The 12,663-nt window shown below is 50.3% G+C and carries 12 protein-coding genes and 2 tRNA genes; 6 read left to right on the top strand and 8 right to left on the bottom strand.

The window, feature by feature from the left end; all coding sequences use genetic code 11:
* The first annotated feature begins 48 nt into the window (after positions 1–48).
* Together HRM2_RS16290 and hemW are read left to right on the top strand one after the other, a co-directional pair.
* Entirely contained in the window at positions 49–1,200 is a 1,152-nt protein-coding gene (locus HRM2_RS16290; protein ID WP_015905137.1) for a radical SAM protein, read from the top strand.
* Positions 1,193–2,341: a radical SAM family heme chaperone HemW gene (hemW, locus tag HRM2_RS16285; RefSeq protein ID WP_015905136.1), complete on the top strand. Its 1,149-nt coding sequence runs from the start codon at positions 1,193–1,195 to the stop codon at positions 2,339–2,341. Before HRM2_RS16290 ends, hemW begins: the two co-directional genes overlap by 8 nt.
* A 132-nt stretch (positions 2,342–2,473) precedes the next feature.
* Here the strand turns inward: hemW and HRM2_RS16280 are convergent, their stop codons facing one another.
* From HRM2_RS16280 to HRM2_RS16270, 4 genes are all read right to left on the bottom strand, one after another.
* Entirely contained in the window at positions 2,474–3,136 is a 663-nt protein-coding gene (locus HRM2_RS16280) for a nitroreductase (RefSeq protein ID WP_015905135.1), read from the bottom strand.
* A 37-nt stretch (positions 3,137–3,173) separates the two neighbouring features.
* A complete protein-coding gene (gene selB / locus HRM2_RS16275) occupies positions 3,174–5,093 on the bottom strand; it encodes a selenocysteine-specific translation elongation factor (protein ID WP_015905134.1) in 1,920 nt (639 codons plus the stop codon).
* Between the two features lie 15 nt (positions 5,094–5,108).
* Positions 5,109–5,285: a hypothetical protein gene (locus HRM2_RS27140; RefSeq protein WP_015905133.1), complete on the bottom strand. Its 177-nt coding sequence runs from the start codon at positions 5,283–5,285 to the stop codon at positions 5,109–5,111.
* A 197-nt stretch (positions 5,286–5,482) separates the two neighbouring features.
* Positions 5,483–6,355: a DMT family transporter gene (locus tag HRM2_RS16270; RefSeq protein ID WP_015905132.1), complete on the bottom strand. Its 873-nt coding sequence runs from the start codon at positions 6,353–6,355 to the stop codon at positions 5,483–5,485.
* Between the two features lie 110 nt (positions 6,356–6,465).
* On the opposite strand from HRM2_RS16270, the gene HRM2_RS16265 reads away from it, so the two are divergent.
* From HRM2_RS16265 to HRM2_RS16255, 3 genes are all read left to right on the top strand, one after another.
* Positions 6,466–6,541: transfer RNA gene (locus HRM2_RS16265), tRNA-His, on the top strand.
* Positions 6,542–6,561: 20 nt separating this feature from the next.
* Positions 6,562–6,638 (top strand) — tRNA-Arg (locus tag HRM2_RS16260).
* A 149-nt stretch (positions 6,639–6,787) separates the two neighbouring features.
* Positions 6,788–6,988, top strand: coding sequence for a cold-shock protein (locus tag HRM2_RS16255; protein WP_041273325.1), 201 nt, complete (start codon positions 6,788–6,790; stop codon positions 6,986–6,988).
* A gap of 122 nt (positions 6,989–7,110) precedes the next feature.
* Here HRM2_RS16255 and HRM2_RS16250 read toward each other — a convergent pair whose 3' ends face one another.
* Complete coding sequence (locus HRM2_RS16250) at positions 7,111–8,187, bottom strand: AI-2E family transporter (protein WP_015905130.1); 1,077 nt, start codon at positions 8,185–8,187, stop codon at positions 7,111–7,113.
* A 25-nt stretch (positions 8,188–8,212) separates the two neighbouring features.
* On the bottom strand, positions 8,213–9,136 hold the full coding sequence (locus HRM2_RS16245; protein WP_015905129.1) for an AEC family transporter: 924 nt from the start codon (positions 9,134–9,136) through the stop codon (positions 8,213–8,215).
* A gap of 144 nt (positions 9,137–9,280) precedes the next feature.
* On the opposite strand from HRM2_RS16245, the gene HRM2_RS16240 reads away from it, so the two are divergent.
* Complete coding sequence (locus HRM2_RS16240) at positions 9,281–10,438, top strand: MFS transporter (protein WP_015905128.1); 1,158 nt, start codon at positions 9,281–9,283, stop codon at positions 10,436–10,438.
* Positions 10,439–10,498: 60 nt separating this feature from the next.
* On the opposite strand, the gene HRM2_RS16235 is transcribed toward HRM2_RS16240, so the two are convergent.
* On the bottom strand, positions 10,499–11,962 hold the full coding sequence (locus HRM2_RS16235) for a diadenylate cyclase (protein ID WP_015905127.1): 1,464 nt from the start codon (positions 11,960–11,962) through the stop codon (positions 10,499–10,501).
* Between the two features lie 5 nt (positions 11,963–11,967).
* The gene (locus HRM2_RS27390) at positions 11,968–12,459 is read right to left on the bottom strand and encodes a DUF2914 domain-containing protein (RefSeq protein WP_232364053.1); all 492 of its coding nucleotides are present in this window, start codon (positions 12,457–12,459) and stop codon (positions 11,968–11,970) included.
* Positions 12,460–12,663: the final 204 nt, after the last annotated feature.

The raw sequence follows: 12,663 nt of genomic DNA, 5'->3' as shown, positions 1-12,663 counted from the left end.
TTATTAATATGACGATCGGGAACATCCGGCAAAAAAAAAGGCTTAAAAATGAAACAAGATCAATATTCAGGTTTTGAACAGGGGCCGATCCGGCCGCCAAGTGAATCCCAAAGTCTTTTGATTCGACTGACCCGGAACTGTCCGTGGAACCGGTGTACCTTCTGTGCCGTTTACAAGGGCAGAAAATTTTCCCTCAGGTCCGTTGAAAATATCATCCAGGACATCGATCTTGTCAGTGGCCATGTTACGGCCATTGTCAAGGAGGTGGAAAAAACCGGCAGGGTGGACATGCCCAGGATCAAACGCATGTTTGACCGCCTTGAATCAAATGACCGTACCGCCTTTAGTGCGGCCTGGAACTGGTATGCTTCGGGTATGGAATCTATTTTTCTCCAGGACGCCAACTCCCTGATCATGAAACCTGACGACCTTGTGACCGTTCTTACCCACATCAAGACCTGTTTTCCCACGGTCCAACGGATTACCTCCTATGCCCGCTCCCACACCCTTGCCCGGATCAAGCCCCATGATCTGGAACAAATCGCCCGGGCAGGGCTTGGCAGAATTCATATCGGACTTGAATCCGGCTCTGACAAGGTGCTTGCCATGGTGAAAAAAGGAGCAGACAAGGCAACCCACATCAAGGCAGGGCTAAGGGTGCGAAATGCAGGGATGGAATTGTCGGAATATGTGATGCCCGGTCTTGGCGGCGCTGCACTTTCTGAAGAGCATGCAAGGGAGAGTGCCGATGCCCTGAATCAGATCAACCCAGACTTCATACGTCTCAGAACCCTGGCCCTTCCGTCGAAAAGCCCCCTTGCCGAAATCCATAGCCAAGGCGGATTTGAGCGATGCACAGACCTGATGATTGCCCGGGAATTGAGACTCTTTCTTGACTGCCTTGAGGGTATCACCTCCACGGTCAAAAGCGATCATATCCTCAATCTCATTGAGACGGTGGAGGGCAGACTTCCCCGGGACAAAGCTGCCATGATAGCCGCGGTTGACAGTTTTCTTAACATGGATGCCCAGGACCGGGTCCTTTACCAGGTGGGACGGCGTACGGGCATGTTCAGGGAGCCAAAGGATATGCAGGATCCAAGCCTTTTGTCAAGGGTCAGGCAGACCTGTGAGCTCCACGGGATCACCCAGGAGAATGTGGACGAAATGATCGATGGGATGATGAAACGTTTTGTCTGATGTTACTGCCATTTACGTCCATGTTCCCTTTTGTGTCAGAAAATGCGCCTACTGTGATTTCTATTCCATTGACGACCTTTCCCTTAAACGCGCTTTTGTGAAAGCCCTTTTAAGTGAGATTGCCATGTGCAAGGATCGGCGTGCCATTGTTGATACTATTTATTTTGGCGGCGGCACTCCATCCCTTTTGTTGCCTGGCCAGATTCAGGAGATCCTCACTGCCATTGGTGAAAATTTTACGGTATCCAAAGGGTGTGAAACCACCCTGGAGGTCAACCCTGGAACGGTCAACGCAGATTATTTTGGCAAGATTCAGGACTCCGGGATCAATCGCCTGAACATCGGTGTTCAATCCTTTGACGATGAACGGCTTGATTTCATGGGCCGAATCCACTCGGCAGCCGTTGCCCGGCAGGCATTGCAACAGGCCAGAGATACCGGGTTTGACAACCTGGGGCTGGATCTGATCTATGGTCTTCCAGGTGATACCGAAGGGGCTTGGGTCAAGGACCTTGACAGTGCCCTTGTCTTTCAACCAGAGCACCTATCCTGCTACATGCTCACCTATGAGCCGGGCACTCCCATGCACCGCCTTGTTGAACAGGGCGCCATCACTCCCCTGGACGATGGTTCGGTGGCAGGGCTGTTTAAACTGACCTCCACCTTTCTTGAAGGGCATGGGTATCTCCACTACGAGATTTCCAACTTTGCCGCGGGTGTGTCATTTCAATCACGACACAATCAAAAGTACTGGAACCACGCGCCCTATCTGGGGTTTGGACCTTCGGCCCATTCGTTTGAAAACGGGACAAGGTTCTGGAACCACGCGGATGTTTGCCGCTATACCTCAGATCTTGGTGCCGGACGGCTTCCGGTTGCAGAAACGGAAACCCTGGCAAACGATCAGATATTGATGGAAATGATCATGCTGGGACTCAGGACTTCCATGGGTGTTGATTTGACAAAGTTTGACTGCATTTCAAACCAGGGGTTCCTGAAGATGTTCGATGCGGTTGTCACAGATTGCGAGGCCAAGGCCTGGGGCAGGGTTGTCAATCAGAGGTTTTTCCTCACCCTGGACGGTCGGCTTTTCCTTGACACGATTGTTTCCGCCTTTGTCGACATCATCCTCGGGCAGTGATGGATAGGGTTGCCCTCCTGGTTTTGCTGTTGGTGATCCAGGGGTATGGGAAACGTTGACCAAGGTATTGCAATCAGAGACGCGTATTCTTTTTTGTGGACGAGGGCAGATAACCTGCTTCGGCCGTGCCGGTTATTCACAAAAAACAACGGAATTTTCAAGGGGTTCCCGATCGGTTCTGGTGGCGTTGACCTGGGCGGTGTCGTCCTTGTAGCCAAAGGACATGCCAAAGAGGATGCCCTGTTGTTCCGGGATGTTTAAAAAGTTCCTCACAGGATCAGGAAACTGACCCAGGGCACCCTGGAAACAGCTTGAAATGCCGTGTTCTTCCATGATCAGGGCAAGTGTCTGGGCATAGATGCCCATATCAACGGCCCCCATGATGTTAAGATAGCGCTCCATGGTTAAAAACAGGGCATGGGGGGCGTCAAAAAAGGTCCAGTTGCGCAGCATGGCAAGCATCCTGGCCTGTTTGTCCTTGCGGTCAATTCCCATTGACGAATAAAGGGCGTTTGCCGATCCAAACTGGCGATCCCGGTGGATGCCCCTGTATTTGACCCGCCAGTCAAAATCGGGATTTGGCTCCATGCCGGTCATCACCGCCTTGACCAACCTGTCCTTGAGTTCGTCTTTTTTTGCTCCTGAAACAACATAAACCTGCCAGGGCTGGACATTGCAGTTGGAGGGGGCTAACTGGGCCGTGGTAAATATGTTGACCAGGGTTTCCCGGGGTACGGGTCGGTCCAGAAAACTGCGAACTGAACCCCTTTGTTTCAATAGGGCACTCATTGTCATGGTGGATCAATCCTTGTATTTAAAATCATTTAAACCATCAGTTTTTTTTCCTGAGTTGCCTTGTGTCACCAACGCGGATGGTCAGGTTGATCGAGTCAAAATATTCGATCAAAGGAATCACATATTTTCTGGATATATTTGTCATATCCTTGAATTCAGGGGTGGTTATTTCTCCCTTTTCCTTGAGAACCGTCACAAGGGCCGTTTCAAGCTTCTCAATCTCCCGGGCGTCAAAGTAGAGGTCGTCCTTGGTCTTGACAAGGATTTTCTCGTCGATGAGCATGTGGAGGACATCCGTGGCATTTTTCTGGTCCACGTCCAGGTCTGTGCAGATGGTTCTGAAAAAGGGCGGGGTAAGCCCGGCATTTTGGTAGATGGCGGCAATTTTCTGTTTGACCTCTTCCTGGTCGATTTCAAGGGCCACCTCATGGGTGGCAAGCCTGACCGTATTCTGCTCCTGTTCAACCTTGCCGTCCTTGGCAAGCCTCGCAATTACAAGGGGAAACAGTTTTGAATCCTTGTCCCTCAGCGCCCTGAATTTAGATTTGAGCTCCTGCTTGGGCATTCCTTCTTTCAGGGGGTTGTTCCGGTGGTATTCGGCAAGTTTTTCTTCCATCTGGGCCGCAAGCAGGTCGAACATCTTGCCATGCACAAAGATGCGCCGGTCCTTGTCGGCCAGGACAACGGTTCGATTGGCAAGCATTTTCTGAAGCACTGTGTCGAGCTTTTTATCTGAAATATGGGTCATCAGCCTCAGGTCGGAAAAGGGAGCTCCCTGGAATCCGCTTTCTTCTATGAAGAACGAGAGGGTCTCCTCATCGCTGCTTGAGATCAGGCGGGATAGTCCCTGGATGATTTTTTCGTCAAAGAGTTTGTGTTTTTTGGGCATGGGGTTTAAGACCTGACCCCCACCAAGGGTCTTGATGGGTGAGTAGCTTCTGAGGACAAATCGGTCCCCCTTGAGACAGCATACTGGGGATTCCAGGCGGATCTGGACACAGGCTGTATCTCCCGGTTGCAGTTCTTCCCTGTCCAGGAGCACCAGGTTGCCGAGAATTTCGCTGGTTCCGGAATGGAAGCGTATGCGGGTTCTTGCCTTGGCCGGTTTCGGGTTGGTCGCAAGGTAGATAAGTTCTGCATCCACCATGTGGCTGGGGTGCAGGGTGTCCGGGGTCGACAGAACATCCCCCCGGTTGATCGCCTCCTTGTCCAGCCCCTGGAAATTGATGGCCGTCCGGGTGCCTGCTGCAACCGTGTCAACGCTTTGTCCGTGGACCTGGATGCCCCGCACCTTGGAGGTGATCCGTGACGGGAAAATCATGATGTTTTCTCCGGTATCGATTTTGCCCGACGCAAGGGTGCCGGTAATGACCGTGCCAAAGCCTTTCATGGAGAAAACCCGGTCCACTGGCAGGCGGAATATCGGCGAAAAGGGCCGTTCCGGAATTTGATGACAGATGCGGTCAAGGGTGGTGCGGAACAGATCAAGGCCCTGGCCCGTGGTCGACGAGACCGGAACAATGGGGGCATCCTCGAGAAAGGTTCCCCGGGTGAACTCCTGGATATCCTCAATGGCAAGTTCCATGAGCTCTTCGTCCACCAGATCTATCTTGGTAAGGGCAATGAACCCGTATTTAATGCCCATGAGGGTACAGATTTCCATGTGCTCCCGGGTCTGGGGCATGACGGCCTCGTCTGCGGCAATTGCCATGGCCACAAGATCGATGCCGCTGGCCCCTGCCACCATGTTTTTTATGAACCGTTCATGGCCCGGAACATCCACGATGCCGACAATCTCGCCGTTGGGCAGGGTGATGGAGGCAAATCCCAGCTCAATGGTGATACCTCGCTCCTTTTCCTCTTTAAGGCGATCGGTTTCAATGCCGGTTAACGCCCGGATCAGGCTGGTTTTTCCATGGTCAATGTGGCCTGCGGTGCCTAGTATGATCTGGTTCAAGGTCAGGGCTCCTGTTTACTTTTTGGGTTTGCGTTTTTTGATCATTTCCATAAGATAAGCAGCACCTACCAGTCCGATGCCCGTGAGGGCACCTGCAAAGATGCTCCAGTCAGGCCTGAAGATTCTGGCAATTAAAACTCCAAACACAAGCCCGAGTATTAGTCTTACAATAAATATGTAGAAATTGTTCATGTTTGTTTTGCATCCTTATTAAGGGGTGATAGGGGGAAATCATAGTCAAACTTTGGTCAATGGTCAATATCAAATTCCCCGTGGGCCAGGGTACCCTTTATGAACCGCCTCGGGTTTCCAGCGTTGGCATGAAATTAAACGAGGAATCTTGTGGAATCAGGGCCACCCCTTATAAACCGGGTTAAGTTCCCGGTTAGTCATCCCACTTTGATGAGAACGGCGCCTGCAACAATGAGGCAGGCACTGATGGTTCTTCCCACGGTCAGGACCTCCCGGAACACAAGGTAGCCAATGGCAAGGCTGAAAATGGTGCTGATCTGGCGCAGGGCCGATGCGTAGCTGGCGTAGGCCTCCTGAAGTCCCATTCGAAACGAGACAAAGGAGAGCAGCATCACCAGACCACCCCCCAGGAGGGTCAAAGGAGCGGCTGCGAACGCTCGGATGACAAGGCCCATCTGCCGCTGGAAGATCATTCGCAGGAGGTGGAATATGAGCATGAACACGGAAAGGTTCATGGTGTACACGGCAACGTTGCCGTGGGTTACGCCGATTTTGTCGGCAATGGCGCCGAACGAGTAAAAAAAAGCGGCGCCAAGGGCTGTTAGTACACCAGCCCGATTGCCTGCCAGTGTTGTTGAGTCCATGGAGAAAACGGTGAACTGCCGGGTCTGGAGGGTCACTGCGCCATAGATGATCAGGAAGATGCCAAGGGCTCCGCCGGCAGAGATCCGTTCGCCAAGGAACAGATGGCTCCACAGAACAATATAAACCGGCCCGGTAACGGTCAATGGGTAGACCAGACTCAGCTCCCCCTTTTCATAGGACAATGCTACAAAATACTGGTAGAGGAAAAAGAAGAAGCCAGCGCTGAGGGCGCTTAAGAGCGGTGCCGGGGCAAGGATCACTTCCATGGGATAATGCCACAATACATAGGGGGCAAGGCCGGACACGGTTACCACCATCATGAGGAGGACGGCGCTTGGTTTGTCATGGCTTTTTTTGAGCGTTGAGTTCCACAGCACGTGGAACAGGGCGCTTGCAATGATAAAGAGGAATCCTTTGAAAGTCATGGAATTGTTATGGTGGTTTTTGCCGGGTTTGGCAATGATTTTTATGGGAGTTTAAAAAAATAGGTTGCAATCTGTATTTTTAACTGCTATAAGTTAGGGGTTTGTTTGTGGTGGGTGTAGCTCAGTTGGCAGAGCGCTAGGTTGTGGTCCTGGAAGTCGAGGGTTCGAGCCCCTTCACTCACCCCATTTACAAATAGATTCAATATGCGCCCGTAGCTCAGCTGGATAGAGCGTCGGACTTCGAATCCGCAGGCCGCAGGTTCGAATCCTGCCGGGCGCACCATGGATCTGAAAAACATAATACGGCATGTTCTAATTCCAGAACTGCCTGTTTCGCACTTAGGGGAAAAATAATTTGTCGAACAAACACGCATGTGTGACAACTACCTCAAGTTTGGAACAATTAAACTTAATTTCATAGGAGATTGTCACATGGCTAACGGAACAGTAAAATGGTTTAACGATTCAAAGGGTTTTGGTTTTATTGAGCAGGAGAATGGAGAGGATCTTTTCGTTCATCACTCAAGCATCAACGCCACTGGTTTCAAGTCCCTTAATGAAGGCGACAAGGTAACATTTGACGTAGAACAAGGCCAGAAAGGACCGGCTGCGGGTAATGTTACCGTAGTTTAGTAAAAAGTATACCGCATTAAAATCATGATCCCCTTTGGGGTGAATGGTTTTAAGTGAATATATGTAAGGAAAGCCCCTTTGATTGATTTCATTGGGGCTTTTTTGCGTTTATAGTATTTTTGTCATGCTTTGGGGCCGGGGCCGACCCTGGGCAGATAGTCCTTAAAGGCCGTGCCATAGATTCCCCAGATAGTGATAAACAATGCGGCAATAATTGGACCGATGATGATGCCCAGAAGTCCGAACATGGTGATCCCGCCGAGGGTGCCGAACAGGACGAAAAGGTCGTGCATCTTTGTATCCTTACCCACCAGTCTGGGCCGCAACACATTGTCAAGATTTCCCGCCACAACTCCGCAGAGTACAGCCAGTATGATCACGCCGGTAAATTTTCCCATGAGTACAAGGATAATCAGGGCCGGTCCCCACACCAGGGCTGTTCCAACGGCCGGTATGATGGATGTGACGGCCATGATGCTTCCCCAGAATACAGGTCCCTTGATTCCGGCCAGGGCAAAGGCAAGGCCGCAGATGAATCCCTGCACGATGCCGATGATAATGGTTCCCTTGATGGTGGCCCGGGTAACTGAGGTGAAACGCAGCAGCAGTGCCCGTTCATCACTGTCCTTGAGGGGCAGAAAATAGAGGATGCGATCGAGGAGTACATTGCCCATTGTGAGGAAATAGAACATCACATAGAGCATGATGATGGATCCGAAAAGGGCATTCATGGTCATCTTGGTGGCAGAGGAGAGGGAGTTGATCAAAAAAGAGGAAATGTTGCCCACAAGTTCCCCTGCTTTCTGGATGATTACGTCCCGGTAGGGCAGGATCTGTTCGTAATAGGGGATTTTTTCCAGGTAATGGGTAAAGGTTGTTGGCTCATTGATGAACGACTGCACCCAGGGTGTGACTGATTGACCCACATTGATGGCCTGGGTTACCACCACCCCCACGAGCATGGAGAGAGGGACGATAATCAGCAGAACAACGCCTGCGATCACGATCACAGAGGCCAGGTTTTCCCTTCCCCTGAGGTGCCGGGTCAGCCACTGGTGGACAGGACTTGCCATGGCCGAAAACAGACTTGCCATGAACATGGGCATGAGGAACTCATGGATCATGTTCAGAAACAGGGCCGATATCAGAAAAACCATGGTCAACAGTACGGTTTTCTGCACAATATCTTTTGTCGTCATCCTTTGGGACCTCCGTTAAACTATGTCAGGATAAAAAATGCAGCCACAGGGTAAAAGTGATTGCCGACAGCATAGTGCAGGCGCTGATGGCGGCAACGGCAAACTCGGCATTCCCGTTCATCTCCCGTGCCATGACATAGGCAAGGGTTGCTGTGGGCGAGCAGAGCAGGATAAAAACAGGGCGAAATTCGTTCTGGGGAATTTCAAAGAACTGAAACAGGACAAGTCCCAGCCCGGGCATGAGGATCAGTTTGAACAAGCTCGCTCCAAGGACGCTGGACAGGTTTGTCCGGATCAATTTGAACGAAAGGGAAGCGCCAATGAGCAAAAGGGCCAGGGGCAGTGCCATGCCGCTCAGAATATCCAGAGTTCGTTCCACGATCAGGGGGATGGGGATTTTAAATATGGAAAAAACAATACCCGATACCGCCGAAAGAATAACCGGATGGCCGATGATCCGCTGGGCGTTGGTCATAAGGATGTTGTCCCGCTGGTTTCTGTCCGTTCCATGGAACTCCAGTACAAACACGGCCAGAATATTCTGGAAAATCATGATAAAGCCTGCAAATATGCCTGCTGCGGCAAGACCTGAATCGCCAAGGGAATAAAAGACAACGGCCAGCCCGACATATTCAAGGTTTCCATGGAAGGTCGTCTGGATAAAAGTTCCTTTGGTCCTTGTGGGGATTTTTAAGGCATTTGCCATGGCCCAGGACAAGGCAGATATCATGAAAATGGTAAAAAGGGTGACCGCGAGGATGACGGGATTAAACGCCTCGTAAAACGAGGCCTTTGCCACGGCTCCAAAGATCATGGCGGGAATGGCGATATAGTAGACCAGTTGATTGGCCGGACCAATAAACCCGTCTGGAATGAATCGTTTTTTTCTGCCTGCCCATCCCAGAAAAATGACGAAAAAAATGGGCAGGATAGTTGAGATAATCTGCATGTAGTGCTCTTCTCCCGGTAACTTGACTTCCTGATCGGACCTTACATGTAATGGGGAATCGGGTCAATAATAAGATCCTGTGGTCCCGGGCCGCCCCATGTAAAAGAGATTGTGGGTTTGGATGAAATCCTGTATGGAAGGTCTATGAAAAATCAACCGATGGATTTGAAAAAAAATCCCATGTACCTCTATCTCATGGTGCTTGTCATCGCCTCAACAGGCGGGCTCCATGTGTGGCGGACCCTTTTTGATAATTTTGCCGTGAATGTGATCCATCTGGATGGTGAGCATGTGGGCGTGCTGCAGTCTGTGAGGGAGATTCCGGGTTTTCTTTCGCTTCTGGTGGTCTATGTGCTCCTGATCTTCAAGGAACACAGACTGTCGGCTCTTTCTGTTATCATCATGGGCGTTGGCGTGGCGGCAACGGGTATCTATCCGAGTTTCTACGGCCTGATGTTAACCACACTTGTGATGAGTTTCGGGTTTCATTATTTTGAAACCACCAACCAGTCCATGACTCTGCAATACTTTGATACCCTCACGGCGCCCCTTGTGTTTGGGCGCTTAAGAAGTCTTGCCGCTGTGAGCAACATCGTTGCCGGCACCTTTGTCTTTGTCCTGGCGCCGCTTCTTTCCTATGCCCAGATTTACCTGGTGTGCGGAGCCGTAATCATCGGCGCAGGCTGCTGGGCCTTGACCAGAAATCCCACGGACAAGGAACTGACGGTGCAGCGCAAGGATATGGTTTTTAAACGAAAATACTGGCTTTTTTACGCCTTAACCTTTATGGCCGGGGCCCGGCGACAGATTTTCATAGCCTTTGCCGTGTTTCTCCTGGTCAAGAAATTTCAGTTCTCTATCCAGGAAATCGCTGTGCTTTTCTTTGTCAACAATGTGGTCAACTATTTTTTAAGCCCTTTCATTGGGCGATGCATTGTCCGGTTCGGGGAGCGGCGGGTTCTTTCACTGGAGTATTTCAGCCTTATCCTTGTCTTTCTGGCCTATGCTGTGGTGGATTCCAAGTGGGTGGTGGCGATTCTCTATATCTTTGATCACATTTTCTTTAATTTTGCCATTGCCATCCGGACTTTTTTCCAGAAGATTTCAGATCCTGAGGATATTGCTCCGAGCATGGCTGTGGGGTTCACCATCAATCACATCGCCGCCGTGGTACTGCCAGTCATCGGCGGCATGCTCTGGATCGTGGATTACAGGATTCCTTTTATCGGCGGTGCGGCCATGAGTTTTGTTTCCCTGGTCCTTGTCCAGCAGATCACCAGTCAGCTCAAACAGCATTCCTGACCAGGGGCATTATCCTGACTCCCAGTATGAAAAAGACCCCGGACCAGTCCCTGACCTGGGTCAGGGTGTATCGGGTGAAGGTGGGATCTCTGGCCCGGCACGATGTTTTACCTGATAGTAAATGACGACGTTTTTCTTGGCAGGCTCCATCAGTTTGAGGTTTGACTGACCCAGATCAAAACCAGTTGACAGGTTGCCTGAGGCGGTGATGCCTTCAAGTGGGATGGGTTGAGTGAACAGGGTTGATATCTCCTTTAATCCAAGGCTTGCACCGGTCACCATAACGGTTTCCGGAACGGCCCTTGTGGATTCAAGAATGAGTCCTTCCTTGAGTTTTCCTGTCCAGTCGGGTTGAACAACCAGGCTTTTATTCTCAAGGATATCCACGGTGACCTCGACCTGTGAAGGTTCCACCTGTTTTAACTGGATACCAGGGGGGAGAAGGATATTGCTTTTTTCGATGGTTATCACATTGGGCCCTGGAACAGCTTTTGAGATGTCGACTTTAACCTTGATCTGATCCAGACCCATGGACTGAATCAGGGGCCTTGCGCCACTGACCAGGAGTTTTACGCTGTTGAATGAAGATGTGTTGATCTCCATTTTCGGTTGAAGGTTTGTGAACTCAATGGGTACCTCCCGGTTTGCCAGGATTTCAACGCCCCTGGAGAAACTGAGCCAGACTCCGGTAACACTGAAAAGGCAAATCACGGCGGCGATGGTCAGTTCCATTGTTCGACGTCTTACCCCTGTATGGGAGGGTTCTGTACCCAGGTCACCGTTCAACAATGTCTCTAGAACATGGCTGTCATTGATGTCGTAGATTCGGTTTTCTTTGAGCAGGGATATTTTTCTTGTCTCTTCAGACACCACGATGACCCTGGCATCACTCTGTTCTGCAAGTCCCATGGCAGCCCGGTGGCGGGTTCCAAAATAAGAGGGCAGGTCCTGACGTTTGGACAGGGGTAAAATTACTCCCACATCGGTTACCTGGTTTCCCTGGATGATGACGGCACCGTCATGGACCGGGTTGTCATGCCAGAAAATGCTTACCAGCATCTCCCGGGAGAGTTTTCCCTGCCATGAAATTCCTCCCTGGACACAGCTCTCAAGTCCCTGTTTCATAGGCAGAACAATCAGGGCACCGAGTTTTCTCCGGGACAGTTCATATACACTTTCAACAATAATGGACACGGGAGTTTGAAACTGATGCCGGGGAATTCCCCAGAAGAAAGACTTAAAGCTTTTGGTCTGGAGAACACTTGAAATTTCATTTCTGAACACAATGATAATTACAAAGGCGCCAATGGTGATGATCCCCTGTATGGCCCAGCTTGTAATGATCAGTCCCATGGCAAGTGCGGTTTGCTGCACAAACCAAAGAAGGCTGATAACGATGAGCACCCTGATGACGTTGGTGCCGCGGAACAGGACATAGAGACGGAACAGGACGTAACTGTTGAATAAAATATCAAAAAGATCCTGCCAGCGCAGCCCGGAGATGATGTTGGTAATAGTGTCCATGGTAGTTAGTCTGAGATACTGAAACGAAGGGTTTTAAGTATAAGTCCGTCTGCATTCTCGATGTCGACCCGCCAGGGTCCTTTGTCAAGGTTTCTGAGTTGCATGCTGGAGAACGAAGACCATTTTGGAGGCTTCAGGGTGAGTTTGGCCAGTGATACCAGGTGGTCTCTTTTGTACCACTTGTGAAAAATATCCATTGTTTCCGGCACGGGATCAAAGGTGGTAAAACAGATGATTTTTTCCTGGGCAATGGAAAAGACCACGGCAGGATAGACGGGAAGATAATTCTCAATCTCTTCACACATGACTGCATGGACAAGTTTCAATGTGTTTTTTTCAGTGTCGGCAAGACCGACTCTGGTACACGACAAAAGTAGTATTGCCCCACAGATGAAATGAATGGCAAATCGTTTGATCTGCGGGACGTTAAAGTGGGAATGCAGTATTTTTGATGGATCAAAGTCGGTCATGGCTGTAATGGGTCTCTGGTTTGTCAACTATTTAGTGTTTGAACGAAAACTCACCCATCTGCCGCGTTGCTGCATAAATCTGAAATCCTCATGTACTCCAGTACACTCCGGTTTCAGCTTTGCTTGCGCCTTGCATATGGGCAAGTTTTTATCCAAACACAGGTTTTCATTCAAACACTATTTAGTGGTTGAATCAAAAAAGCCGCCGGCTATTTTACAAAGCGCAGCGGC

Source organism: Desulforapulum autotrophicum HRM2, assembly GCF_000020365.1.
Taxonomy (GTDB): domain Bacteria; phylum Desulfobacterota; class Desulfobacteria; order Desulfobacterales; family Desulfobacteraceae; genus Desulforapulum; species Desulforapulum autotrophicum.
The sequence above is the reverse complement of the archived record's forward strand: the minus strand, read 5'-3'. Positions and strand labels throughout refer to the sequence as shown.

Bases quoted from the DNA above. Each gene is read 5' to 3' on its own strand.
- HRM2_RS16270 (WP_015905132.1), bottom strand. From the start codon at position 6,355: ATGACTTTCAAAGGATTCCTCTTTATCATTGCAAGCGCCCTGTTCCAC.
- HRM2_RS16235 (WP_015905127.1), bottom strand. From the start codon at position 11,962: ATGGACACTATTACCAACATCATCTCCGGGCTGCGCTGGCAGGATCTT.
- HRM2_RS16290 (WP_015905137.1), top strand. From the start codon at position 49: ATGAAACAAGATCAATATTCAGGTTTTGAACAGGGGCCGATCCGGCCG.
- HRM2_RS16240 (WP_015905128.1), top strand. From the start codon at position 9,281: ATGAAAAATCAACCGATGGATTTGAAAAAAAATCCCATGTACCTCTAT.
- HRM2_RS16280 (WP_015905135.1), bottom strand. From the start codon at position 3,136: ATGACAATGAGTGCCCTATTGAAACAAAGGGGTTCAGTTCGCAGTTTT.
- HRM2_RS16250 (WP_015905130.1), bottom strand. From the start codon at position 8,187: ATGACGACAAAAGATATTGTGCAGAAAACCGTACTGTTGACCATGGTT.
- HRM2_RS16245 (WP_015905129.1), bottom strand. From the start codon at position 9,136: ATGCAGATTATCTCAACTATCCTGCCCATTTTTTTCGTCATTTTTCTG.
- HRM2_RS27140 (WP_015905133.1), bottom strand. From the start codon at position 5,285: ATGAACAATTTCTACATATTTATTGTAAGACTAATACTCGGGCTTGTG.
- HRM2_RS16255 (WP_041273325.1), top strand. From the start codon at position 6,788: ATGGCTAACGGAACAGTAAAATGGTTTAACGATTCAAAGGGTTTTGGT.